22 protein-coding genes and 1 tRNA gene are annotated in these 23,811 nt (G+C 58.0%); 15 read left to right on the forward strand and 8 right to left on the reverse strand.

Annotated features, from left to right (window positions below):
- Positions 1–40: 40 nt before the first annotated feature.
- Together KZZ06_RS09065 and KZZ06_RS09070 are read right to left on the reverse strand one after the other, a co-directional pair.
- A complete protein-coding gene (locus KZZ06_RS09065) occupies positions 41–571 on the reverse strand; it encodes an adenine phosphoribosyltransferase (protein WP_219579704.1) in 531 nt (176 codons plus the stop codon).
- Between the two features lie 106 nt (positions 572–677).
- Entirely contained in the window at positions 678–1,550 is an 873-nt protein-coding gene (locus KZZ06_RS09070) for an S-methyl-5'-thioadenosine phosphorylase (protein WP_219579705.1), read from the reverse strand.
- A gap of 182 nt (positions 1,551–1,732) precedes the next feature.
- Between KZZ06_RS09070 and KZZ06_RS09075 the strand changes: the two genes are divergently transcribed.
- Entirely contained in the window at positions 1,733–3,394 is a 1,662-nt protein-coding gene (locus KZZ06_RS09075; RefSeq protein ID WP_219579706.1) for a SulP family inorganic anion transporter, read from the forward strand.
- A 64-nt stretch (positions 3,395–3,458) separates the two neighbouring features.
- On the opposite strand, the gene KZZ06_RS09080 is transcribed toward KZZ06_RS09075, so the two are convergent.
- Positions 3,459–4,064, reverse strand: coding sequence for a flavin reductase family protein (locus KZZ06_RS09080; RefSeq protein WP_219579707.1), 606 nt, complete (start codon positions 4,062–4,064; stop codon positions 3,459–3,461).
- Positions 4,065–4,157: 93 nt separating this feature from the next.
- Here KZZ06_RS09080 and KZZ06_RS09085 point away from each other — a divergent pair, with 93 nt between their 5' ends.
- The gene (locus tag KZZ06_RS09085; protein ID WP_219579708.1) at positions 4,158–4,637 is read left to right on the forward strand and encodes a GNAT family N-acetyltransferase; all 480 of its coding nucleotides are present in this window, start codon (positions 4,158–4,160) and stop codon (positions 4,635–4,637) included.
- Between the two features lie 50 nt (positions 4,638–4,687).
- Positions 4,688–5,467, forward strand: a complete 780-nt coding sequence (locus tag KZZ06_RS09090) for an EcsC family protein (RefSeq protein ID WP_219579709.1) — start codon at positions 4,688–4,690, stop codon at positions 5,465–5,467.
- Between the two features lie 12 nt (positions 5,468–5,479).
- On the opposite strand, the gene modC is transcribed toward KZZ06_RS09090, so the two are convergent.
- The 3 genes from modC to modA are packed head-to-tail and all read right to left on the reverse strand — an operon-like array spanning position 5,480 to position 7,982.
- Complete coding sequence (modC, locus tag KZZ06_RS09095) at positions 5,480–6,568, reverse strand: molybdenum ABC transporter ATP-binding protein (protein ID WP_219579710.1); 1,089 nt, start codon at positions 6,566–6,568, stop codon at positions 5,480–5,482.
- Positions 6,565–7,254: a molybdate ABC transporter permease subunit gene (modB, locus tag KZZ06_RS09100; protein ID WP_219579711.1), complete on the reverse strand. Its 690-nt coding sequence runs from the start codon at positions 7,252–7,254 to the stop codon at positions 6,565–6,567. Before modB ends, modC begins: the two co-directional genes overlap by 4 nt.
- Positions 7,251–7,982, reverse strand: coding sequence for a molybdate ABC transporter substrate-binding protein (gene modA / locus KZZ06_RS09105; RefSeq protein ID WP_219579712.1), 732 nt, complete (start codon positions 7,980–7,982; stop codon positions 7,251–7,253). The genes modB and modA overlap by 4 nt, the downstream gene beginning before the upstream one ends.
- A 107-nt stretch (positions 7,983–8,089) precedes the next feature.
- On the opposite strand from modA, the gene KZZ06_RS09110 reads away from it, so the two are divergent.
- The 12 genes from KZZ06_RS09110 (at position 8,090) to KZZ06_RS09165 (ending at position 22,937) form a co-directional block, all read left to right on the forward strand.
- Entirely contained in the window at positions 8,090–8,560 is a 471-nt protein-coding gene (locus KZZ06_RS09110; RefSeq protein ID WP_219579713.1) for an NUDIX hydrolase, read from the forward strand.
- Positions 8,561–8,634: 74 nt separating this feature from the next.
- Positions 8,635–9,090: a DUF1178 family protein gene (locus KZZ06_RS09115; RefSeq protein WP_219579714.1), complete on the forward strand. Its 456-nt coding sequence runs from the start codon at positions 8,635–8,637 to the stop codon at positions 9,088–9,090.
- Between the two features lie 148 nt (positions 9,091–9,238).
- Positions 9,239–10,477 carry an aspartate kinase gene (locus KZZ06_RS09120; RefSeq protein WP_219579715.1) on the forward strand — a complete coding sequence of 413 codons (1,239 nt, stop codon included), beginning with the start codon at positions 9,239–9,241 and terminating at the stop codon, positions 10,475–10,477.
- 161 nt (positions 10,478–10,638) lie between these two features.
- Positions 10,639–12,900 (forward strand): phosphoenolpyruvate--protein phosphotransferase, encoded by a 2,262-nt coding sequence (gene ptsP, locus KZZ06_RS09125; RefSeq protein WP_219579716.1) that lies wholly within the window; start codon positions 10,639–10,641, stop codon positions 12,898–12,900.
- A 168-nt stretch (positions 12,901–13,068) separates the two neighbouring features.
- Positions 13,069–14,109 carry an aromatic ring-hydroxylating dioxygenase subunit alpha gene (locus tag KZZ06_RS09130; RefSeq protein ID WP_219579717.1) on the forward strand — a complete coding sequence of 347 codons (1,041 nt, stop codon included), beginning with the start codon at positions 13,069–13,071 and terminating at the stop codon, positions 14,107–14,109.
- Positions 14,110–14,197: 88 nt separating this feature from the next.
- Complete coding sequence (locus tag KZZ06_RS09135) at positions 14,198–15,364, forward strand: efflux RND transporter periplasmic adaptor subunit (protein WP_219579718.1); 1,167 nt, start codon at positions 14,198–14,200, stop codon at positions 15,362–15,364.
- Positions 15,361–18,423 (forward strand): efflux RND transporter permease subunit, encoded by a 3,063-nt coding sequence (locus tag KZZ06_RS09140; protein ID WP_219579719.1) that lies wholly within the window; start codon positions 15,361–15,363, stop codon positions 18,421–18,423. The genes KZZ06_RS09135 and KZZ06_RS09140 overlap by 4 nt, the downstream gene beginning before the upstream one ends.
- 135 nt (positions 18,424–18,558) lie before the next feature.
- The gene (locus KZZ06_RS09145; RefSeq protein WP_219579720.1) at positions 18,559–19,719 is read left to right on the forward strand and encodes an iron-containing alcohol dehydrogenase; all 1,161 of its coding nucleotides are present in this window, start codon (positions 18,559–18,561) and stop codon (positions 19,717–19,719) included.
- Positions 19,719–20,153, forward strand: a complete 435-nt coding sequence (locus KZZ06_RS09150; protein ID WP_219579721.1) for a thioesterase family protein — start codon at positions 19,719–19,721, stop codon at positions 20,151–20,153. The genes KZZ06_RS09145 and KZZ06_RS09150 overlap by 1 nt, the downstream gene beginning before the upstream one ends.
- A 165-nt stretch (positions 20,154–20,318) precedes the next feature.
- A complete protein-coding gene (proB, locus tag KZZ06_RS09155; protein WP_219579722.1) occupies positions 20,319–21,479 on the forward strand; it encodes a glutamate 5-kinase in 1,161 nt (386 codons plus the stop codon).
- A 151-nt stretch (positions 21,480–21,630) separates the two neighbouring features.
- Positions 21,631–21,704: transfer RNA gene (locus tag KZZ06_RS09160), tRNA-Cys, on the forward strand.
- A 177-nt stretch (positions 21,705–21,881) separates the two neighbouring features.
- Positions 21,882–22,937: a trypsin-like peptidase domain-containing protein gene (locus tag KZZ06_RS09165; RefSeq protein WP_219579723.1), complete on the forward strand. Its 1,056-nt coding sequence runs from the start codon at positions 21,882–21,884 to the stop codon at positions 22,935–22,937.
- A 124-nt stretch (positions 22,938–23,061) separates the two neighbouring features.
- Here KZZ06_RS09165 and KZZ06_RS09170 read toward each other — a convergent pair whose 3' ends face one another.
- Both KZZ06_RS09170 and KZZ06_RS09175 read right to left on the reverse strand, forming a co-directional pair.
- Entirely contained in the window at positions 23,062–23,520 is a 459-nt protein-coding gene (locus tag KZZ06_RS09170) for a hypothetical protein (protein ID WP_219579724.1), read from the reverse strand.
- Positions 23,517–23,810 (reverse strand): hypothetical protein, encoded by a 294-nt coding sequence (locus tag KZZ06_RS09175; RefSeq protein ID WP_219579725.1) that lies wholly within the window; start codon positions 23,808–23,810, stop codon positions 23,517–23,519. Before KZZ06_RS09175 ends, KZZ06_RS09170 begins: the two co-directional genes overlap by 4 nt.
- Position 23,811: the final 1 nt, after the last annotated feature.

The following is a 23,811-nucleotide window of genomic DNA, read 5'->3' on the forward strand; positions in this document are numbered from 1 at the left end:
GGAAGGCCCGAAGGGACGGGGGGCAGCGCCCCCAAACCTGCTACATACCGTCAAAAGCACAAAGCGCATGAACATCCATGCCCATCGCTTCCAGACGCTTGCGCCCGCCAAGCTCGGGCAGGTCAATGATAAACGCGCATGACACAATCTTGCCGCCCAGCTTTTCGATCAGCTTGATCCCGGCCTCGGCAGTGCCACCTGTGGCCAGCAGATCATCCACGATCAAAACCCGTTCGCCCGGCTGGATCGCATCGTCATGGATTTCAACCGTGGCCTCACCATATTCCAAAACATAGTCCTGCGAGATGGTCTTGCCTGGTAACTTGCCCGCCTTGCGGATCGGCACAAAACCGACCGACAACTGGTGCGCAATCGCGCCACCCAGGATAAACCCACGCGCCTCAAGGCCAACAACCTTATCAATTGCTATCCCTGCATAGGGGTGCAGCATCTGATCAATCGCCATGCGAAACCCGCGCGGATCGGCAAAAAGCGTGGTCACGTCGCGGAACATGATCCCCTCATGGGGGAAATCAACGATGGTGCGAATATAGTCCTGAACCTGTTTCATCTGGTTCTCCAAAACCCAAGGGGCGGCGCAAAGGGCTCCCCCCTTCGTCTTCACCCTTTTAAAAATACTCATAACCCGGTCCAGCCGGGCCTTGATCGTTTAATGCTTAAATCATCCGACCTGCAACCGCATCCAGCTTCGCCATCAACGTCGGGTCACGCATTTCGGGTTGGGTCAGGATGGCGTATTCCAGCGCACGGTCACAGCCATGCGAGCAGGCCTCCCGCTCGGTCCCCAAAAGTGCTGGCAAACGTGCCACCAATGCGCGGCCTTTGTCGGCATTGCCCATCAGGGTCCCGATGATCTTGGTCACGTCGACTTCGCCATGCTCGGGGTGCCAGCTGTCATAGTCGGTGATCATCGCAACGGATGCGTAACAAAGCTCGGCCTCGCGGGCCAATTTCGCTTCGGGCATGTTGGTCATCCCGATCACATCGGCACCCCAGCTGTTGCGGTACATGTTGGATTCGGCCAGCGTCGAAAACTGCGGCCCTTCCATCGCCAGATAGGTGCCGCCGCGGTGCACGTTGATGCCAGCGTCCCGCGCGGCGGTTTCGCAGGCATCGCTTAAGCGCGGGCAGGTCGGGTGCGCGACGCTGACATGGGCGACACAGCCGGTGCCAAAGAATGATTTTTCCCGTGCGAATGTCCGGTCAATAAACTGGTCCACGATCACGAAATCGCCCGGTGCCATTTCCTCGCGGAACGACCCGCAGGCCGAGACGCTGATCACATCCGTGCAGCCCAACCGTTTCAGCGCGTCGATATTGGCGCGGTAGGGCACGGTTGACGGTGAATGAACATGCCCGCGCCCGTGACGCGGTAGAAATGCCATTTCTACGCCACCCAGTGTCCCGGTTAGGATCGCATCGGATGGTGCGCCCCAGGGGCTTTCGACGGTCAGCCATTCAGCGCCTTCAAGCCCGTTAATGTCGTAGATACCCGATCCGCCAATGACGGCGATTTTTGTGTTTGTCATGGGAATGCCCTTGGATTGATCTGCGGGCAGAGTATCAAGGATCACCGTGATGGAAACCCCGAAACCTGCCCGCGCGGCCCCTATGCACGCGCCTTGCCTTTTCTTCTGCTGTGCTTTGCTCTAGTGAGCGCAAAATAGTCTATTACCCCTTACCCCGACCCCACAATATGAAGGATGCCCCCATGGCGCGTTCCACTTTCCGCAGTTTCACCAAGAACCTTGATGTGACCGATTTGCGCTGGATGCCCGGCGAGGGTCTGTCGCCGTCGCGTTTGCGTATTGAACTGCTGTCGGGGCTGACCGTTGCCTTGGCTCTGGTGCCCGAAGCGGTGGCTTTCGCCTTTGTGGCTGGGGTTCACCCGTTGGTCGGGCTTTATGCTGCGTTTTTGGTGGGGTTGATCACGGCGTTGATCGGCGGCCGTCCGGGGATGATTTCGGGGGCGACGGGGGCCTTGGCGGTTGTCATGGTGGCGTTGGTGTCACAACACGGTGTTGAATACCTGTTTGCCACAGTGGTTTTGATGGGCCTGATCCAGATTTTTGCCGGCGTTATGCAATGGGGCAAGTTTATCCGGTTGGTGCCGCATCCCGTTATGCTGGGCTTTGTGAACGGCCTTGCGATCGTTATTTTTCTGGCGCAATTGGGCCAGTTCAAGGTGCCCGGCACGATGGTTGATACGGGCCACGGCATGGGCGGGGGCGAATGGCTTTCGGGCCAGCCCTTGATGCTGATGCTGGCACTTGTGGCCGCGACCATGGCGATCATCTGGGTCATGCCGCGCATCACCAAACTGGTTCCCGCACCGCTGGCGGGCATTGGTATCGTGGCCGCTGTGGTGATTGCGTTCGGCATGGATGTGCCGCGCGTGGGTGATCTGGCCTCTATCCAAGGCGGATTTCCAACGTTCCACATGCCTTTCGGTGAAGGCATCGGGCTTTACGGCACAGCACTTGCGCCGTTCACCCTCGAGACATTTTACATCATCCTGCCCTATGCTGTGATCCTTGCAGCCATCGGGCTGATTGAATCGCTGCTGACCCTGAACTTGGTCAGCGACATGACCAACACCCGTGGCGGCGCCAGCCAGGAATGTATTGCCCAAGGTGTGGCGAATACAGTGACCGGATTTTTCGGTGGTATGGGCGGCTGTGCGATGATCGGTCAGTCGATGATCAACGTGAAATCAGGTGGCCGGACGCGCGTTGCGGGGATTGCGGCTGCGATATTCCTGCTGCTGTTCATCCTTGTCGGATCGTCTGTCATCGAACTGATCCCGCTGGCCGCATTGGTGGGCGTCATGTTCATGGTCGTAATCGGGACCTTCGCGTGGAACTCGCTTACTATCCTCCGCAAAGTGCCGTTGATGGATGCCTTTGTCATTCTGCTGGTGACGGTTGTGACCGTGTATGAAGACCTTGCCGTGGCTGTGGTCGTCGGGGTTATCGTGTCGGCACTGGCCTATGCGTGGAACAACGCACGGCGCATCCATGCCAAAACCTATACGACGCCCGAAGGGGCCAAGGTCTATCAGGTGCAAGGGCCGCTGTTCTTTGGGTCATCCGAAGGGTTCGCAGAGCTGTTCGACGTGCAACAAGACCCTTCCGAAGTGATCGTGGATTTTGCCGATAGCCGCGTTGCGGATCAATCCGCGCTTCAGGCGATCGAAACCATTGCTGCCAAATACGAAGCGGCAGGCAAACGCGTCCAGCTGCGTCACCTGAGCCGCGATTGCCACCGTTTGCTGACGAAAGCCGGACATCTGATGATCGATAGCGACGACGATCCCGATTATCAGGTCGCCGCCAACTATCAAGTGCGTACGGGTATTCTGGGCGGTCACTAGGCGACCGTTGCCGTTTTCTTTCAAAGAAAACGGACCGGAATTTTTGAAAAATTCCGCCCGGGCGTTAGTCGTCCGGGCGGATAATCTCGAACACGTCCGTCACGCGGGCGTAGTCGCGATAGCCCAGCCGTGACAGCGGTTGGTAGGTGGTCACGTCAAAACGGCCATCCTTGATGCAATCGTCGCGCATGTGCACGCCGATGACTTCGCCAAACACCACATAATTGCTTTCGCCTTCGATCTTGACCATCTGGGTCATGCGGCATTCAAGGCTGGCGGGGGCATTCGCGACGCGGGCGCAGGCGATTTCGCCGCACTCGGCCTTTTCGATGCCGGCGTGGCCAAATTCGTCGGCCCCATGTGGCAGCGTCGCCGAAGACGCGTTCATCGCATCGCGCATGGCATATTCTACAACATTCACACAAAATACGCCCGTTTCGCGGATATTGGCCATGCTGTCTTTGGTGCCGTCCACATCCGCTTTGGTCCCTGTGGACGCAAACATTACTTGCGGTGGTACATAGGCTACGCCATTGAAAAACGAATAGGGGGCCAGATTGTCACGCCCTTGGGCATCGCGGGTTGATATCCACCCGATCGGGCGCGGTGTCACGATGGCATTGAACGGATTGTGTGGCAGGGAATGGCCGTCTTTTGGGCGATAGAACATCAAACTCTCCTCAAGGTTTGCACCCATGGCTAGCGTCATGTTAGAGGCTTTGCTACCTCAAAACCGCCGACAGGGCCGCGACACGTGTACCAGATGAAACCAGAGACGGCGGCCGACCATTGGGAAGTCGAAGCACTTTATGACACATGTTTCGCCCCGGGCCGCGAGGCGTTGTCATCCTACCGGTTGCGCGACGGCATTCCTCCGGTTGCGGGGCTTAGCCATGTGGCGCGGGATGCCGACGGAATCCTTGCGGGTGCAATCCGGTATTGGCCCATTCACATCGGTGCGGCTGATGCTTTGTTGTTGGGGCCTGTGGCCGTGCACCCGACGCGTCAAGGCGAAGGATTGGGCGGTTTGCTGATCGAAGGCAGCCTGTCCCAAGCCGTTCCTTTGGGATGGTCGCGGGTGATGCTGGTGGGCGACGCGCCTTATTACGAACGCTTTGGTTTCACACTGCTGGATCAAGTCGTCATGCCCCCGCCGACCAACCCCGCCCGTGTCTTGGGGCGTGCATTGATTGAGGGCGCTTGGGATGGCATTGCCGGTGAAGTCACGCGTTGGACGCATTGAAACGGCACGCCAAGAGCACCACATCTAAAGCGAACAGCCGGAGAGACCCTATGCAAATCGAAAGCGACCTGCCCACGACTGTGGACGTTGACGCGCGGCTTGACCAGCTCGCGGCCCGTTATAAAGGCGCAGGCGGGGTGGGCATCAATGTGCTGAACCTGATTGGCGGTAGCGCCGAAGGGTTGATCGACAAACTGCCGGGGGCCGTGCGCCGCAATCTGGAAACCGCCACGATCAAGGCATTGGGGCAGGCGATGAAAGCCGCCACATCGACGCGGTCCATGGTGCCGGATCAGAAAAGCTGGCTGAACCAGGCGGTCAGTGCCGCGATGGGGGCTGCGGGCGGTGCGGGTGGTTTACCCACTGCGCTGGCCGAATTGCCGGTGACCACGACATTGTTGTTGCGGGTGATCCAAGGGGTTGCGGTGGAACATGGCTTTGATCCGTTGGCCGAAAACGTCCAGTTTGATTGTGTGCAGGTCTTTGCAGCGGCGGGGCCCTTGTCCGACGATGACGGTGCTGATCTGGGCTTTCTGTCGGCGCGTATCGCGCTTAGCGGTCGGGCCATGCAGGCGGTGATCGCCAAGGTCGCGCCAAAGTTGGCCGTGGTGTTGGGCCAAAAGCTGGCCGCGCAAGCGGTGCCGGTGCTGGGGGCCGTTGCGGGTGCCGCGACGAATTACGCCTATACCAGCTATTACGAAGACATGGCGCATGTGCATTTCGGCTTGCGCAAACTGGCGATTGACGCGGATGTTCCGCATGAAGACCTGATTGACCGTTTCCGCGAAAAGGTCGGGCGCAAGCGGCTGCCGCAACGCACCAAGGTCTAAATCCGCAAGAACCTAACGTCCGATGCTACCGGGGGCCACGGTCGTAGCCTTGAGGATGGCAAAGCACTGCGTTCCTTTTGAAAGTCCCAATTCGGCCACCGCCCGTGCGGTGACGCGTGCCAGCAGCCTGTCGGTTCCTGCGCGCAGCGCGATGGCTGCACCGGGGCCGTCACCGGGGTGGATATCCTCGATTTGCACGGGCAACACATTGACCGAGCTTAACCCCTCGGGGCGGGTCAGGGACAAGATCACATCCTGCGCCAGAACACGCAGCCGCACCCGCGCGCCGATGGGGGCCTGAACGCCCGGCAATTCGATCTCTCCGGCGCTGATCCGCAAGGTGGAAATACCGTCTGCGCCGTGGGCAATCACATCGGCCTCGATCACGGCACCGGCCTCGCGGACCCCCAGCAGGGGGACAGCAGCGGGGTTCGACATCACCTCGAACAGCGGACCTTGGGCCTGGATCTGACCGTTTTGGATCAACACCAACCGGTCGGCAAGGCGCGCAATCTCGTCCACGGCATGACTGACATAGAGGATGGGCAAGCCAAGCGGGCCGTCGCGCAGACGTTCGAGAAAGGGCAGGATCTCTTGCTTTCGGGGGCCATCAAGGCTGGCAAGAGGTTCATCCATCAACAACATGCGCGGATGGCTTAGCAGGGCACGGCCTAATGCCACCCGCTGTTTTTGACCACCCGACAGGGTTGCCGGCGCACGGGTTTGCAACCCCTCAAGGCCCAGCAATGATATAACATCGGACAGCGCGGGCCCTTCGCTGCCCTTGGGCGCGTAGCGCGCGCCGAACATCAGATTTTGCGCGACGTTAAGGTGGGGAAACAGGCGGGCATCTTGGAACACTGTGCCAAGGCGGCGTTTGTGGGGCGGGACGAATATGCCTCGCTTGGTGTCGACAAGCACGTCGCCGTCGACGGCAATCCTGCCTGCGTCTGGGCGCAACAGGCCACCAACCGCGTTGATGACCGTGGTTTTGCCTGCGCCTGACCGTCCGAACAATGCGGTGATGCCCGGCCCGGCCTCAAGCGTGATATCAAGGGCGAATTCAGCGAAACGGTGCGAAACGGACAGCGACAGGGTCATGTGCCCGCGATCCTTGCGGCAACACGGCGGGCCAGCATTTCCGACAACAGCACCGCAGATACGGCCACGGCGCTGGCCATCAGGACCATAACGACAGCCTGACCCTCACCGCCCGGTATTTGCAACGCAGACCAGATGGCGCTGGGCAGGGTTTGGGTCTGACCGGGAATGTTGGCGACAAAGGTGATCGTCGCCCCGAATTCGCCCATCGCCTTGGCAAAGCCCATGACGGTGCCAGCCAGAACGCCGGGCAGGATCAGGGGTAGGGTCACGCGGCCAAAGACGGATTGCCGCGATGCCCCCAAGGATGCGGCGGCTTCTTCAAGCTTGGGATCAACTGCTTCGATGGCAAGGCGCATGGCGCGCACCATCAGCGGAAAACCCATGATCATGGCCGCCAGCACCGCGCCAGACCAGTGAAAGGCCAATTGCAGGCCGATGGACTCGAGCGCGCGGCCAAGCGGTGCGTTGCGCCCGAATGCCATCAGCAGCAGATAGCCGGTGACGACAGGGGGCAGGACCAGCGGCAAATGCACGGCAGCGTTCAGCAGCGATTTACCCCAAAAATCGCGCCGCGCGAGCAGCCAAGCGACCCACAGCGCCAGCGGTATGGCCAGAACGGTCGCCCAGACGGCCACCCAAAGCGACAGGCGCAACGCGTCCCATGCGGCGGCATCAGGCGTCATGGGGCGCGGGCCGGGGTGAAACCATAGCTGGCAAAAACAGCGCGGCTTTCGGGGGTTTGCAGATGGGCCAGAAAGGCGGTGCCTGCGTGGGTCAGTGCGGCTGCGGGATAGGTGATGGGGCTGTGCAGATCGGTGGGGACGTCATAGACGACACGGACGTCAGGTTCGGCCAACGCATCGGTGCGGTACACAATACCCAACGGCGCATCACCGCGCGCGACCAGCGCCAAAGCGCTGCGGACATTATCGGTTTCGGCCAGACGGGCCTGCAGGCCATCCCACTGGCCGATGCCCTTTAACCATTCAGCGGCGTAGATTCCGGCGGGCACGGCATCGCGTTGACCCATTGCCAGACGGCCATCACCCAAGAACGCCGCTATGTTCGCGGGATCGGGCACTGTTGATGTGCCTTTTGGCGCGATCAGAACCAGACTGTTGCCCAGTAGATCGATCGGGGTGTCCTGGATCACGGGGCCGTTTTCGACCAGCCAGCCCATCCAGAGGGGATTGGCAAGCATAACCACATCGGCGGGGGCACCGGCTGCGATCTGGCGCGCCATTGTGCCGGACCCGCCAAAAGACAGCGCGACCGGCGCACCAAAGTCAGCGGCCACCTGATCCAATGCGCCGCGCAGGCTGGCGGCGGCAAATACGGTCACCTGTGCAGGCTGCGCTTGCGCTGCAATTGGCCCTAAAAGCGCCAGAACGATGAGCAGTTTCTTTATCATTGCAACACTATCCGCGAAGCCTATTACACACGCAAGGGGATCACTGGTCATAGGCGGCGCAAGACGCTAGATAACTGGGGACAAACCGCGCCTTATTCGGAACCGAGATGATTAGACAATTGCCAATTTCGCTGCAAGGTGCCCGCAAAGGCGAAGCCCGCTCGCAATTCGCAGCGCTTTGCTATCGAATCCGACAGGGCAAACTGCAATTTTTGCTTATTACATCGCGGAAATCCAAACGCTGGATCGTGCCCAAAGGTTGGCCGATGCACGCCAAGACCCCCGAGGCCGCAGCATTGCAGGAGGCTTGGGAAGAGGCGGGCGTACGTGGGCGCGTTACAGGCGGCTGTCTGGGCGTCTATTCCTATGCCAAAGAAATGGGCGATGACACGTTGTTGCCAGTTCTCGCGATGTTGTATCCTGTCGAGGTACAGGTGAAAGCTAAGCAATACCCAGAAGCCGGCCAGCGGCGGCGAATGTGGGTGTCTCGCAAGAAGGCGATGAAAATGGTGCGAGAACCGGAACTGCGCCGCATGATCCGCGATTTCGATCCGCGCCCCGGCCTGCCTGACGCTTGAACCTGGTGGCGATCGCACCATTTTATATAAGTGTTCGTTGTTAATAATGATCAAAAAGGGCAAGCTGCGGGACGATGATCCAATTTACCTTGAAATGCGACCAAGACCACCGCTTTGACAGTTGGTTCAAATCGGCCGCAGCATTTGATGCGCTGGCGCAAGCCGGGCATATCAGCTGCGCCGTTTGCGGGTCGTCGCAGGTTACCAAGGGGATGATGGCACCGCGGGTATCAACCGGAAAAACATCGCTCGAGGTCGCGCCAGAGGCCAAGGACAACGCGCCGGTTCCAATGTTGTCGGAACCCGATGGCGAGATCGAAAAAGCCATCAAAGCGTTGCGCAAGAAGGTCGAGGCGTCATCAGATTATGTTGGCGCTGATTTCGTCAAGGAAGCCCGCGCCATGCATACGGGCGAGAAACCGGAACGGTCGATCTATGGCGAGGCGCGGTTGGATCAGGCGAAAGAGCTGGCCGAAGAAGGCGTGCAATTGATGGCGCTGCCGTTTCGGCCGAAGCGGTCGACGCAGTAGATTTCAGCCGCCGCGCCGGGGCTTTGCCCCGGACCCCAGGATATTTATAAGCCAGAGAAGAAGCGGCATGCACAGCATCGGCCTGCGCGGGCTTGCTAAGGCAGACGCTTGCGCGTAAACCGCGCCGGAGTTTTGCAACGGGGGACCTATGCCTGTTCTGGTGATGAAATTTGGTGGCACATCTGTGGCCACATTGGACCGTATCCGCCGCGCCGCTAAGCGCGTAGGCGTTGAGGTATCCAAGGGCTATGATGTGATTGTGATCGTATCGGCCATGTCGGGTAAGACGAACGAGCTGGTCGGCTGGGTGAACGAGACATCACCGCTATATGACGCGCGCGAATATGACGCGGTCGTGTCGAGTGGTGAGAATGTTACTGCCGGCCTGATGGCCTTGACGTTGCAAGAGATGGATATCCCTGCGCGCAGTTGGCAGGGCTGGCAGGTGCCGGTCAAGACGACTGCGGCGCATTCATCGGCCCGCATCGAAGAAATCCCGCCTGCCAACATCATGTCAAAGTTCGGCGAGGGCATGAAGGTCGCGGTTGTAGCCGGTTTTCAGGGTGTCAGCCCCGAGGGGCGGATTACGACGCTGGGGCGTGGCGGGTCTGATACGACCGCTGTTGCCTTTGCTGCGGCGTTCGAGGCCGAGCGTTGTGACATTTATACTGATGTCGACGGGGTTTACACCACTGATCCGCGGGTCAGCGCCAAGGCCCGCAAACTGGACAAAATCGCATTTGAAGAGATGCTGGAGCTGGCATCACTTGGGGCGAAGGTGTTGCAGACACGGTCGGTCGAGCTGGCAATGCGCTACAAGGTCAAGCTGCGCGTGCTGAGCAGTTTTGAGGAACAGTCAGACGAAGCTGGGACGCTGGTCTGCGATGAGGAGGAAATCATGGAAAGCAATGTCGTTTCAGGGATCGCGTTCTCGCGTGACGAAGCCAAGATGACCCTTGTGTCTGTGGCGGACCGTCCGGGTATCGCCGCTGCGATCTTTACCGCGCTCAGCGAGGGTGGGGTGAACGTTGACATGATCGTTCAGAACATCTCGGAAGAAGGGCGCACCGATATGACCTGGTCCTGCCCCGTTGATCAGACCAAGCGCGCTGAAAAAGCAATGGACGAGGCCAAGGCTGCGGGCACCATCAATTTCAACGAATTGATTGCCGACACCGATGTGGCCAAGGTTTCCGTGGTCGGCATTGGCATGCGCAGCCATACAGGTGTTGCGGCCAAGATGTTTCAGGTGCTGTCCAACGAGGGCATCAACATCAAGGTTATCACCACGTCCGAGATCAAGATTTCCGTGCTGATCGACCGCAAATACATGGAATTGGCCGTTCAGGCGCTGCATGATGCGTTCGAGCTGGACAAAGCTGCCTAAAAACTATGCACCCTTGTGGTCGGTGGCGGGGGACTGGCGGCTTTTATGGCTGCCAGGCCTTTTCGTGACGTAAGCGCTGGAAGACAAGCGTTTATGACAACAGGCGTTTCATTTCGTGGAGGCCTGTGGTCTAAGCTGGCCTTGCGGAGGAGAAACTTACCATGGCCGATGGGTTTGAAACAGAGAGTCGCAAGCTGCTGGGGCGGTTGCGCGATGCGATGGCCAGCGACGAAGCGGGTCAGGCGCGGCTGGACAGGATCACGCATCTGATTGCGACGTCCATGGGATGCGAAGTGTGTTCGATATATCTGTTTCGCGATCAGGATACGCTTGAGCTGTGTGCTACAGAAGGTCTGAAGGCCGACGCGGTACATGAAACGCGGATGAAGCTGGGCGAAGGTCTGGTCGGGCGCGTGGCGAAACGCAAGCAGATCGTGAACACCCCCAACGCACCGCAAGCCCCCGGTTTCCGGTTCATGCCTGAAACAGGCGAAGAAATTTATTCGAGCTTTCTGGGTATCCCGGTACAGCGCATTGGAGAAATGCTGGGCGTTCTGGTCGTTCAATCCAAAGTCGCACGGGAATTTTCCGCTGACGAAGTATACGGGCTTGAGGTCGTTGCCATGGTGTTGGCTGAGATGACCGAACTGGGCGCGTTTGTCGGCGAAGGTGCGGCAATGTCCGCGCGTCACAGTCAACCGGTTCTGGTGCGCGGCACGGTCGGCCAAGAGGGCGTTGCAGACGGCCATGTCTGGCTGCACGAACCACGTGTGGTGGTATCGAACCCTGTTGCCGATGACCCCGTACGCGAGAAAGAACGTTTGACCGAGGCGGTTGATCAACTGCGTGTCAGCGTCGATCAGATGTTGACGATGGCGGGCGGTGACAAGGACCAGCGGCAGGTGCTGGAAGCGTACCGGATGTTTGCCAATTCCAAAGGCTGGATGCGCCGAATGGAAGAAGACATAGATCGCGGTCTGTCTGCCGAAGCTGCTGTTGAAAAAGAACAATCTCTGGCGCGTTCGCGGATGGGGCAGGCAAGCGATGCCTATCTGCGCGAACGGCTGTCGGATCTGGACGATCTTAGCAACAGATTGCTGCGTATTTTGACCGGACAAGGGGCGAATACGGGGGCGGAAATGCCCTCGGACCCGATATTGGTTGCCCGCAATATTGGCCCCGCCGAGTTGCTGGAATATGGGCGGTCTTTGCGCGGTATCGTGCTGGAGGGCGGATCAGTTGGCAGCCACGCGGCGATTGTGGCGCGGGCTTTGGCTATTCCGTTGATCGTACATGCATCGCATATCACCAATGATGCGCTGAACGGCGACCGGATTATGGTGGATGGCGAACAGGGTATCGTGCATTTGCGGCCAGACGAAACTGTGGCTTCGGCGTTTCGCGATAAAATCGCGATGCAGGCGGCTGCACAGGAACGCTATGCCTCGATCCGCGATAAACGCGCCGAGACACGATGCGGGACTATCATAGGCTTGCAGATGAACGCGGGTCTGATGGCGGATCTGCCATCGCTGGACGGGTCGGGTGCCGAAGGCGTTGGCCTGTTCCGGACCGAGTTGCAGTTTCTTGTTCGCAGCAAGATGCCGAAAAGATCCGAATTATCAGCGCTTTATGCGCGTGTCTTAGATGCTGCCAAAGGCAAACGCGTCGTGTTTCGCACCCTTGATATCGGGTCGGACAAGGTTTTGCCCTATATGAAAGCCAACGACGAGCCGAACCCCGCTTTGGGGTGGCGCGCCATTCGGGTGGGGCTGGATAAACCCGGTATCATGCGCATGCAATTGCAGGCGTTGATCCGTGCGGCAAACGGGCGGCCCTTGTCGGTGATGTTTCCCTTTGTGGCGCAATTCGAAGAATACCGGGCGGCGCGTGCCGAGATGGACAAAACACTGGCCCGCGAGGCGCGGCTGGGCCACAAACTGCCGTCGCATCTTGAAGTCGGCGCAATGCTCGAGACACCTTCGCTGGCTTTTGCGCCCAAGAAGTTTTTCGAGGAAGTCGAGTTTTTGTCCATTGGTGGCAACGATTTGAAGCAGTTCTTTTTCGCGGCCGACCGTGAAAATGAATTGGTGCGCCGGCGGTATGATACATTGAACGTCAGCTTTCTGACGTTCCTTGAAGGCATCGTTGCGCGGTGTCGCGAAACCGACACGCCGCTGTCATTTTGTGGCGAAGACGCAGGCCGCCCGGTCGAGGCGCTTTGCTTTGCGGCGATCGGGATTACCAACCTGTCGATGCGCCCCGCGTCTATTGGCCCTGTCAAAAACCTGTTGCGCCGGTCCAATCTGGAGGACGTGCGTCAGGTTATCTATGAGGCGCGCGATCGCGGCGACCAATCGGTGCGCGCTGCCGTCATGGACTATTTGCGCCATCAGACATCCGAGGCGCGCAAGCTGCCATAGCGTTAGCGCGTTAACCAAGATCGTTAATTCTCATCCATCGCATCAGCATCACCTGCGATGGCGTTGGATTCACTGTGGTTTCATTCTAGGCGGCATGGGCGTGTTTGCGCCCTCTTGACGACGGGGCGTTGAAAAGGGTCTGCTGCCCCAAGCTTTAGGGAGTGCGACATGTTTTTAAATAACGCTTGGTATGTTGCAGCTTGGGATCATGAGGTCGATCATGCCCTGTCACAGGTCACCGTGCTTGAGAAAAAGATTTGCATGTATCGTACGTTACACGGCGACGTTGTTGCGTTGGATGACGCGTGTCCTCATCGCAAATTGCCGCTGTCTATGGGCCGGTTGCAGGGTGATACCGTTGAATGTGGCTATCACGGGCTGACATTTGATTGCGTGGGCCAATGCGTTTGGGCCCCCGGTGGGCGTATCCCGTCCGAGGCGCGGGTACATGCCTATCCGACCCATGAAAAATACGGGCTGGTCTGGATATGGATGGGCAATCCGGTGCTGGCGGACCCCGAAGAGATTTTCGAGATCGAGAACTTTGACAACCCTGACTGGGGCATGAACCGCGGTGCGGCGATGGAGCTGGACTGCAACTATCTGTTGATGTGCGATAATCTGCTGGACCCGACCCATGTGGCATGGGTGCATGGCGGAAGCTTTGGGCAGGCCGCAACAAAGGACACGCCGCTGCGGGTCAAAAAGACCGACAATGGCGTGATCGTGCACCGTTGGATGATGGATGTCGAACCCGCGCCATTCTACAAAAAGGTGATTGGTTTCAAAGGTAACTGTGACAGGCTGCAACATTACGAGGTCCGCTATCCGTCGCATGCACTGATCCGCGCGGTGTTTACCCCGGCCGGAACAGGCGGGCCCGATGGGCCGCTGCATCCGGATACGTTTATCATGGACAGCATGAACTTTATGACGCCCACCACTGCTGGTAAAACACGGTACTACTGGTTCCAACTGCGCAATATTCGCCCCGATGATGCAGCGCTTTCCCAGATGATGAGCGAAGATGTTCAGCACGCATTCGAGGAAGATCGCGCCGTCCTGAACGCGGTGCAAAAGGGGATGGCCGAGAAAACCAGCCCGCATATCGACCTGCCCATCGATGGCGGGCAATTGCGTTTCCGCCGCCAGCTAGAGGCGATGATCGCAGAAGAAGCGCTGGTCGATGCGAAAATGCAGGGGAGTTAGGCACCGCTACAACTAATTTTCGATGCTTGGCATTGCAATCCCGTGCAATCGGATCAGTTACCACACAACTGAAAAGACGGAGTTCACGATGAAGATGTTTTTGGCACGACGTTTGGGGGCCGCTATTATGATAGCAGCTTCTGCGCAGGCACTATGGGCGCAAGAGGCAGACCTGAAACGCGTTCCAAGCGTGACTGTCGCCACCGCAACGCAGGCAGAGGTGGTAAGCCGTGTGTCGATTTCCGGCACATTGGAACCCTACCGCGAGGTTCTGGTCTATCCGCAGGTCACCGGGTTCCCGATCGAGGCGTTGATGGTGGACATCGGGGCGCAGGTCGCCAAGGGCGATACGCTGGCCCAGCTGAACATCGACACGCTGAAGGCGCAATTGTCGCAGGCCACAGCCGAATATGCCCGCGCCGAAGCAGGCGTTCGCCAAGCTCAAAGCCAGATCACATCGACCAAGGCATCAGCGGCACAGGCGCGCAGTGTTCTTGAACGCAACCAGCAGTTGGACCGGTCGGGCAACGTGACCCAAGCCGCACTTGATCAGGCGGTTGCCAACAGTCAAACGGCTGATGCGGCAGTGGCTTCTGCCGAGGACGGGCTAGAGGTCGCCAAGGCGCAGGTATTGCAAGCGCAGGCGCAGTTGGACATTGCCCAGCTGGATTTGGATTATGCCACGATCAAGGCCCCCACCGCCGGTATTATTTCGGCGCGAAATGCGCAGGTGGGTGCGATTGCAAGCAGCAGTGCCGATCCGTTGTTCCGGATGATCCAAGACGGTGTGATCGAGGTGAACGCCGACGTGATCGAGACCGAACTGGCGCAGATATCCGTCGGCGATCCGGCTGAGCTTGATATCCCCGGTGCCGGCATTGTTCAGGGCGCTGTGCGGCTGGTCGCGCCGACGGTGGATGCCACCAACCGGCTGGGCGTTGTGCGCGTGTCCCTTGAGGGCAGTAATGTGCTGCGCACGGGGCTTTTCGCCGGCGGCTGGATCGTCACCGAACGGCACGAGGGGCTGACCGTGCCGACGACCGCAATTCTAACCGATGCCAAAGGCGACTATCTGCTTGAGGTGCAAGACAACACATTGATCCGGCGGGAGGTAACGGCTGGATTGATCTGGAACGACATCCGCGAGGTTATATCCGGACTGGACGATGGGGCTGTCGTAGTGGCGCGGGCCAGCGCGTTCTTCTCGGATGGGGACAAGGTGAACCCGGTTCCGCAGAAGGTTGATGTAGAATGAATATGTCAACATGGGCCATTCGGTCCCCCGTGCCGTCAATGGCGCTGTTTTTGGTGCTGTGCGTTGTCGGTCTGGTCGGTTTCTTCCGGTTGCCTGTGACCCAGTTTCCCAACATCGATATTCCGATTGTCACGGTGACAATCGGACAGTCCGGCGCGGCACCAACTGAAATTGCGACCCAGATCGTTAAGCCGATTGAAGGCGCTGTTTCCGATGTGACCGGGGTCAAACACGTGACCGCCGTTGCGTCCGACGGGACCGCAACCCTGACCATTGAATTCGAACTTGAGACCGACAGCGCCACGGCGCTGACCGACGTCAAAGACGCAGTTGCGGGCGTGCAGGGCGATTTACCCGAAAACGCGACCGAACCTTTGGTCAAGCGCCTTGATGTGACGGGGACGGCGATCCTGACCTATGCGGTGTCCGACCCGACGCAATCCATCCAAGAGCTGTCCTATTTCGTGGACGAGATCGTCGCACGCGAGCTGCAGGTCGAAAAAGGTGTCGGCAAGGTAACCCGCATCGGCGGTGGTGACCGCGCCATCGAGGTAGAACTAGACCCCGATCGTCTGCTGTCATTGGGATTGACCGCGACAGATGTGAACAACCAGCTGCGCCAGAACAACATCGATCTGGGTGGTGGCTCGGGTGATCTGGGCGGGCAGGAATATTCTATCCGCGCCCTTGGCAGCGCCGACACTGTGGCGCAATTGGCCGCGACACCGATCACCACATCGCCGGGGCGTACGGTACGCTTGGACGATCTGGGCAAGGTATTCGACGGGTCCACCGAGACAACCAGTTTTGCCATGTTGGACGGGCAGCCTGTGGTCGCATTTGGTATTTTCCGGTCAACCGGTGCCAGTGATCTGACGGCGGGTGACAATGCCAAGGAACGGCTGGCCGAACTGGGCGAAGAATATCCGAACGCCAGTTTTTCGCTGATTGACGACGCCACCACCTATACCGAAGGCAACTACCATTCGGCGATGGATACCCTGTACGAAGGGGCCGCATTGGCAATCATCGTGGTGTTCTTGTTCCTGCGCAACTGGCGGGCGACGATCATCACAGCGGTTGCATTGCCTTTGTCGATCATTCCGACCTTCATGGTCATGCAGTACCTCGGGTTTTCGCTGAACACGGTCAGCTTGCTGGGCATCACTTTGGTGACGGGCATTCTGGTCGACGACGCGATTGTCGAGATCGAAAATATCGTGCGCCATATCCAGATGGGCAAACCGGCCTATGAGGCCTCCGAGGAAGCCGCGTCGGAAATCGGTCTGACCGTTATCGCGATCAGTTTTACCATCGTCGCGGTGTTTGCGCCGGTCAGCTTTATGTCCGGTATTGCGGGCCAGTATTTCAAACAGTTTGGCCTGACGGTCGCCGTGGCGGTGCTGTTTTCGCTGTTGGTCGCACGTTTGATTACGCCGATGATGGCCGCCTATTTCCTGCGTGACGGGATCGCCCCCGAAGAGGAAAAAGACGGCTTTATCATGCGGCAGTATATGGCTTTGCTGGGCTGGACCCTGCGCAACCGTACGGTGACCTTGTTGTTGGGGTTGGGTATCTTTGCCGGATCGATTTTTTCGGCGACGCTTTTGCCGACCGAATTTGTGCCGCCGTCGGACCAAGGGCGGTCGACGGTGTCGTTGGAATTGCCGCCGGGTTCGACGCTTGATCAAACCCGCGCAACCGGGCGCGAGGTGTCTATGATCCTTGGCGAGATATCCGAGATCACCAATGTTTTTGTCGAAGGAGGGACATCCTCTGACACCAAGGCAAATGTCGTGGTGAACTACGGGCAAAAAGACACGCGCGACCGGTCATCCTTTGCCATCGAAGACGAGATGAAAGCCCTGTTGCGGGACCTGCCGGACGTCAAGATCAACGTGTTGGCCGAGAACGGTCAGCGGGACATCCAATTGAACGTGCTTGGCGATACTGAGGCAGCGGCCTCGGCTGCGGCGATTGAGCTGGCCAATCAGATGAACGGCCTGCCTGATGTCGAGAACGCGGCGACGACCGCATCATTGGTACGCCCCGAAATCCAGATCACCCCACGCCCGCAATTGGCAGCGGAAATGGGCGTGACATCATCGGCGCTGGCCAGCACGATCCGCATCGCAACCCTGGGCGAGACGGACAGTAATGTTGCCAAGTTCAACGCGGGCGACAGGCAGGTGCCAATTCTGGTCCGCTTGAAAGAAGACGCGCGCAATGACCTGAGCCGTCTGGCGGGATTGCGCGTGGCGTCGACAACGGGCAGCCCTGTGCCCATTAGCGTTGTGGCCGATGTGGCCTTGTCGTCAGGCCCCAGCAGCATTGAACGCTATGACCGCCAGTACCGCACCAGCGTCGAGGCGGACCTGTCCCCGGGTGGGCTGCTTGGCCCTGCGACGGAACAGGTAATGGCGTTGCCGATTGCGCTGTCCATGCCCGAAGGCACGTCGATCCAAAGCGCCGGCGACGCCGAAGTCATGGGCGAGGTGTTTACCCAATTCGGTCTTGCCATGGGTGCGGGTATCTTGCTGGTCTACGTGGTTCTTGTGTTGCTGTTTCACAGCTTTGTCACCCCTGTCACGATCCTGTTGTCGCTGCCTTTGGCCATCGGCGGGGCGATCTTTGCGCTGTATCTGAACGGGTCGGCCATCGGTTTGTCTGTTGTGATCGGTTTCCTGATGTTGATGGGGATCGTGACCAAGAATGCGATCATGCTGGTCGAATTCGCCATCGAGGCGATGAAGGACGGGGCCACGCGGTCTCAGGCGATGCTGGATGCCGGGCATAAACGTGCGCGGCCCATCATCATGACGACTGTGGCGATGACGGCGGGCATGGTGCCTTCGGCCCTTGCGGTCGGGGCGGGCGGTGAATTCCGCGCGCCTATGGCTGTGGCCGTGATTGGCGGGCTGTTGCTTTCGACCATGTTGTCGCTGCTGTTCGTGCCCTCGCTGTTTAGTGTGATCGACGGCCTTAAGGATCGAATCCACTGGGGGTTGGTTGCTGTATTGGGGGCAAACCGCCCGCGTGACGCAGCGTCTGACGGTTAAAGACGTCGCCGTTTTGCAGAGTAAAATAACTAGTGAAACAAAGCGCTAGGCGTGGCGCGCAATATTGCCTTTAATGACGGGTGCCTTTGTATTGGTATGCAAGGGCACCCAGATTTTTAATAAAGGCAGTTTCACGTGACCCCATTTGTATTCAACACCACCAAATCAGTCGTCTTTGAAAACGGTGCCGCCCTGCGCCTTGCCGAGCTTGCAGGCGGGTTGCTGGGGCAGAATTGCCTGCTGATCACCGACCCCGGTTTGCGGGGGCTGGGTCTGTGCGATCCGGCGATCGCGGCTTTGGAAACTGCGGGCCACACCGTCACGGTGTTTGACGCGGTCGAGGCCGACCCATCGCGCGCGACATTGATGCAGGCGGTCGAGGCGGGCAGGGCGGCAGGGGCCACCGGGGTGATCGGGTTTGGCGGCGGGTCGTCGCAGGACGTGGCCAAGCTGGTCGCGCTGCTGCTGGGATCGAACGAGGATCTGGACAGCGCGTGGGGTGTGGCACAGGCCAAGGGGCCGCGCTTGCCGCTGGTCTTGATTCCGACCACTGCGGGCACTGGGTCCGAGGTAACACCAGTATCAATCATCACCGTCGGGGATGAGGAAAAGCGCGGCGTGTCGTCGCCCGTGATCCTGCCTGACATGGCCATTCTGGACGCTGAACTGACGCTAGGCCTGCCCGCACATATCACCGCCGCCACGGGCGTCGATGCGATGGTGCACGCGATCGAGGCCTATGCCTCGAAAAGCGCCAACAACAATCCGCTGTCCAAGCTGCTGGCCCGCGAGGCATTGCGGCTGCTCGGGGCCAATATCGAGGCGGTCGTGGCCGATGGATCGAACCTCGAGGCGCGTGGTGCGATGCTGCTGGGGTCGATGCTGGCGGGGCAGGCCTTTGCCAATTCTCCGGTCGCCGCTGTCCATGCGCTGGCCTATCCTATCGGTGGGACGTTCCATATCCCGCACGGGCTGTCGAATGCGCTGGTGCTGCCCCATGTGCTGCGATTCAACGCGCCTGACGCGGGCACGCTATACGCCGAGATCGCGGCCGATGCCTTTCCCGAACTGGCAGCGGTCGAAGGCACGCAGGCCCGCACGGCGGCGTTCATCGATGCCTTGGCGGATCTGTCAGCGCGGGTCGGGCTTCAGACCCGTTTGCGTGATGTGAACATACCCAAAGAAGCGATTGATAAGATGGCAGCAGATGCCATGCTGCAAGGCCGCTTGCTGGTGAACAACCCGCGTGACGTCACCCAAGCAGACGCCCGTACGATCTATACGGCGGCGTGGTAATGTCAGACCGCCCCGTCGCCCCGACTCGCGCAGATTTCAAAGATTTTTACCCCCTGCAAACCCGTTGGAACGACAATGATGCCTATGGGCACATGAACAACGTCGTCCACTATGCGCTGTTTGATACGGCCGTGAACGGCTGGCTGATCGAGCGCGGCTTGCTGGACCCGTTGACCAGTCCGGTGTTCGGATTGGTCGTAGAAACCGGGTGTCGCTACTTTGGTGAAATGCAGTTTCCCGACCGGGTTACAGCCGGGTTGCGCGTTGCCAAGTTGGGTCGCAGTTCCGTGCGGATGGAGCTTGGATTATTCCGCAACGATGAAGATGTCGCATCTGCCGAAGGGTTCTTTGTGCATGTCTATGTCGACCGCACCCACCACAGACCCGCGCAATTGCCAGCCGCCACACGCACGGCGCTGGAAGGCCTGCAATAAGCCGCGCAGGCGGCCCGCTGATCGCTAACGTCTTGGGAACCCGGTTGCATCTTGTGCTTGTCCACATGTTATAACTCCGCGAATCACACCAATTTTCTGCTGTGCAGCAATTCATGCTGCGTCTGCATGTTGTGTTAACTAATGAACAACCGGAGCGTACTCCCCGTGGCCAAGAAGAAACGTATCGTCGTCAAAATCGGATCCAGCCTGCTGGCAAACGAAGAGAAACTTACTTTGCGTTTTGCGTTCATCAACGGCCTGTTGGCGGACCTCGCTGAATTGCAGACCCAAGGCTACGATATCATCCTAACGTCGTCGGGCTCTGTTGCGTTGGGTCTGAACATGATCGGCAAACGCCCCGAAGATGCGGGTATTCTGGACAAACAGGCCGCCGCTGCCTGTGGTCAGCCGTTGTTGATGAATGCCTATCGTCAGGTGGCATCAGAATACGACATGGGCGTGGCCCAAATGCTGGTCACCGTCGAAGACATGGAAGAACGCCGCCGGTTTCTGAACATCAAAAACACGATGCTGCGGTTGTTTGAAAACAACATCCTGCCAATCATCAACGAGAACGATTCAATCGCGACCACCGACCTGAAAGTCGGCGATAACGACCGTTTGTCGGCAAAGGTGGCACAGATGATCGAAGCCGATCAACTGATCATCCTGACCAGCGTCGAAGGTCTGTATGACCGCGACCCGTCCGAGCCGGGCGCGCAATTTATCGAAGAAATCGAGGATGTAAGCGAACATCTGGAATCCACCAAAAGCGTGAGCGAGCTGGGCAGCGGCGGTATGATGACCAAGATGCTGGCCGCGAACATGGCGCAAAACGCAGGCGTTGAAACGATCATTGCCGAGGGCCTGATCGAGGCACCCGTGTCGTCCGTGCTGCGCCGCGAACGCCGTCACACACGCTGCCTGGCGCGCGATAAAACCGGATCACCGCTGATGATCTGGCTAAGCAACCGTTTGCAGGTGGCGGGCACGCTGGTCGTGTCAAACGCCGCTGTCGCCGCGATTTCATCCAAAGAGCGCGGTCTGGCCCGCAATGATCTCGTGTCTATTCAGGGCGAATTTTCCAAGGGTGACGTGCTGCACGTTTATGATGAAGAGGGCAACGAATTCGCCCGGGGCCTGACGAACTTTTCCTCCGAGGAAACGATCCTGATGGCGCGCAACCCTGACATGCTGGTCGAAGACGTGATCGGCTATAAGACCAAAAGCGATATTATCGGGTCCGAGAACATCCTGATCCTCGAAGATCACCACCTGCAATTGGACGCGCCAATGGATGACGCGCAGCCGGTGATCTCGGTCTGAAACGGGCCTATGGTCACCGGCCCAGCTGTGCCGCTAAGATCACGGCGCGTTTGTCGCAAACTGGGCTAGACAAACCCCGAAAAAGTCGGGATAAGCCGACACGCATCAGGAACTGACCACCCTGATGAGACCACCGCGGCAACGCGGTCGAGGCGAGTTGGCGGAGTGGTTACGCAGCGGATTGCAAATCCGTGTACAGGAGTTCGATTCTCCTACTCGCCTCCATTTACTTTCAACGACTTAAATGAAAAACTCCTCATGACAGCCGCTTATGCTGATTGTGGTTGTAGCCACATTGTAGCCATACGTGTTCTGGATCATTACTAATTTTTCTGTGCTATTAGGCATCAAATCGTTCGGCTAAGGTGTCTCAGAAAATCCGATTAAGTCAGGAATGACTACATGAGCATAGAATTTCCAATCTCAATCATGAAAACTCTTTGGTCTCGCCGTGCAGATGGTCAATGGCAGATCAACGATATGAAGGGTTTAGAGCTATCATCCGGCAACGCGGATGAAGAAGGTTTCTTTGTCCTACGCGGTGATATTCAACTCATGACCGATGCGCCGAACAGCAGAATTAATGATGTTATGAGCATGTTTGCACCGACAGAATTTTTGATGCAACAAAGCATCGTTCCAGTTGTTGCATGGATTGAAGGCGAACCCGCCATGAGGTGTATCGGCACCGCTTCCATTATCAGTTGCACCGGTTACATGCTTACCGCTGCACACGTGCTTATGGACCCTATCGAAAGTGGCTACGGAGCGACACGAGATGGTGATCAGGTCAGGATGCACGATGACCTAAACTTTGGAATTCTCATGCCGTTTTGGGTACCAACCAACGGCATGACCATGCAAAAGGCTTTTCGTTTTTTTCCAATCGAGCAAGCGTGGAACTGGGGCGGTTGGAAACAAAGTCCCCTACTACATGAAGATGATCGTTGGGAACATCTGACTGATGTTGCAATCTGCAAAATACCAGAAATGCCAAACGGTGGATCACACCAACCGTTGAATATGTCCCTGAATCCGTTCGTGCCAGATGAAGATGCGTATGCGTTGGGCTACGCAGAAATGCCGGACGTTAAACTGAACCTACAAAACGGCGGATTGCTTGAACAGAAAAACCTGATGGACCTTCACGTTTCAGTAGGACAAATCATTCGAACATTCCCGCAAAACCATGTTGAAAAAGAGGTGTCTACACCTGGCCCCTGCTTTGATTTTAACGCCCGCATTCCTGGAAAAATGAGCGGTTCACCAATCTTCGGTGCGAGAGGCGCAGTAGTTCGCGGCGTTGTCAGTCGTAGTTTTTCAGGCGAGGAACACGCATACGGGTCAATGCTTGGTCCAGCAATGCACTTACCGTTAGATAGCTCTGACCGAACCCTAGCAAGCCTCTTGCAAAACGGCAACGAGGGTATGGCAAAGGTGGAAGGTGTGGGTCTTTAGTTGTAATGAGCGGCGCGTAGGAGATTTGAAATACACGCGCCGCCCAAACTGCTGCTACGGGTAGAAACGTTGAGTCCCTAGCAACGTTAACGCCATACAGATTGGATGAAATGCATAGCGCTTACTAGTGATCCAGTTGAACCGTGCTTCCAAACATGTTGCTTGGCCGTTCATATGGCTGACCATCGCGCTTGCTTACGTCCCTGCCAATGTTCTCAACCCAGCCATAAAACATATGACTGTCGCCATAGACGGTGAACGTGTTCAAAACCTCATGGTCAGAAAACCGCCACATCGTGCTTAGAAAACAAGGCAATCCGAACGGATGCGCAGCGAGGTTCAGCCCTTTGCGTTCCAATGCATCTATGATCATCATATTCTGGTCGCAGTGATCAAAACGAAGATGCTCAAACTTGGTCGCAACTTTCATGGCTTCTTTCACCGCTTCCCGCCCATAGTGGTCACGCAGTCCTGCATCGGTCAAAATTCCGTGCGCGGTTATCCAAAGCTCTTGTGAGGAAATCCAGGCGATGTTTGCAAACTGATCTGCAATTGCCAGTTGGTATGATTTGGCTTTTCTCATTGTCTTTTTCCTAGCTGATCAGTGTACAGGGTTTGAACATCAATGATGGACATGTCGTTGGTAATTATTTGACAAGCCAACCAATCGTTTGGCGTCCATTTACTGTAGTTGATAACAGCTTCATAAAGCGCGTCTGGTTGTGCTGAATGTTGCGCTCTGAACCTGTCCCACCATTGTTCATAATGATGCCGCTGGTCAGTTGTCAGGTCGGCCAGTGGGTCAGCGGGTTGAGCCGCCCTTAGCTTCTCAAGTAACCTGTCAGCTTTGACCAAGTTGCTTGCAATCGTCATG

The organism is Sulfitobacter sp. CW3, from assembly GCF_019392245.1.
GTDB lineage: Bacteria > Pseudomonadota > Alphaproteobacteria > Rhodobacterales > Rhodobacteraceae > Sulfitobacter.

What these genes read in the sequence shown, in the direction of transcription:
- KZZ06_RS09135 (WP_219579718.1), top strand. Translation starts at nt 14,198, where the DNA reads ATGAAGATGTTTTTGGCACGACGTTTGGGGGCCGCTATTATGATAGCA.
- KZZ06_RS09090 (WP_219579709.1), top strand. Translation starts at nt 4,688, where the DNA reads ATGCAAATCGAAAGCGACCTGCCCACGACTGTGGACGTTGACGCGCGG.
- KZZ06_RS09130 (WP_219579717.1), top strand. Translation starts at nt 13,069, where the DNA reads ATGTTTTTAAATAACGCTTGGTATGTTGCAGCTTGGGATCATGAGGTC.
- KZZ06_RS09170 (WP_219579724.1), bottom strand. Translation starts at nt 23,520, where the DNA reads ATGAGAAAAGCCAAATCATACCAACTGGCAATTGCAGATCAGTTTGCA.
- KZZ06_RS09080 (WP_219579707.1), bottom strand. Translation starts at nt 4,064, where the DNA reads ATGTTCTATCGCCCAAAAGACGGCCATTCCCTGCCACACAATCCGTTC.
- KZZ06_RS09150 (WP_219579721.1), top strand. Translation starts at nt 19,719, where the DNA reads ATGTCAGACCGCCCCGTCGCCCCGACTCGCGCAGATTTCAAAGATTTT.
- KZZ06_RS09115 (WP_219579714.1), top strand. Translation starts at nt 8,635, where the DNA reads ATGATCCAATTTACCTTGAAATGCGACCAAGACCACCGCTTTGACAGT.
- KZZ06_RS09165 (WP_219579723.1), top strand. Translation starts at nt 21,882, where the DNA reads ATGAGCATAGAATTTCCAATCTCAATCATGAAAACTCTTTGGTCTCGC.
- ptsP (WP_219579716.1), top strand. Translation starts at nt 10,639, where the DNA reads ATGGCCGATGGGTTTGAAACAGAGAGTCGCAAGCTGCTGGGGCGGTTG.
- KZZ06_RS09075 (WP_219579706.1), top strand. Translation starts at nt 1,733, where the DNA reads ATGGCGCGTTCCACTTTCCGCAGTTTCACCAAGAACCTTGATGTGACC.
- KZZ06_RS09140 (WP_219579719.1), top strand. Translation starts at nt 15,361, where the DNA reads ATGAATATGTCAACATGGGCCATTCGGTCCCCCGTGCCGTCAATGGCG.
- KZZ06_RS09175 (WP_219579725.1), bottom strand. Translation starts at nt 23,810, where the DNA reads ATGACGATTGCAAGCAACTTGGTCAAAGCTGACAGGTTACTTGAGAAG.
- modC (WP_219579710.1), bottom strand. Translation starts at nt 6,568, where the DNA reads ATGACCCTGTCGCTGTCCGTTTCGCACCGTTTCGCTGAATTCGCCCTT.
- modB (WP_219579711.1), bottom strand. Translation starts at nt 7,254, where the DNA reads ATGACGCCTGATGCCGCCGCATGGGACGCGTTGCGCCTGTCGCTTTGG.
- KZZ06_RS09085 (WP_219579708.1), top strand. Translation starts at nt 4,158, where the DNA reads ATGAAACCAGAGACGGCGGCCGACCATTGGGAAGTCGAAGCACTTTAT.
- modA (WP_219579712.1), bottom strand. Translation starts at nt 7,982, where the DNA reads ATGATAAAGAAACTGCTCATCGTTCTGGCGCTTTTAGGGCCAATTGCA.
- KZZ06_RS09120 (WP_219579715.1), top strand. Translation starts at nt 9,239, where the DNA reads ATGCCTGTTCTGGTGATGAAATTTGGTGGCACATCTGTGGCCACATTG.
- KZZ06_RS09065 (WP_219579704.1), bottom strand. Translation starts at nt 571, where the DNA reads ATGAAACAGGTTCAGGACTATATTCGCACCATCGTTGATTTCCCCCAT.
- KZZ06_RS09110 (WP_219579713.1), top strand. Translation starts at nt 8,090, where the DNA reads ATGATTAGACAATTGCCAATTTCGCTGCAAGGTGCCCGCAAAGGCGAA.
- KZZ06_RS09070 (WP_219579705.1), bottom strand. Translation starts at nt 1,550, where the DNA reads ATGACAAACACAAAAATCGCCGTCATTGGCGGATCGGGTATCTACGAC.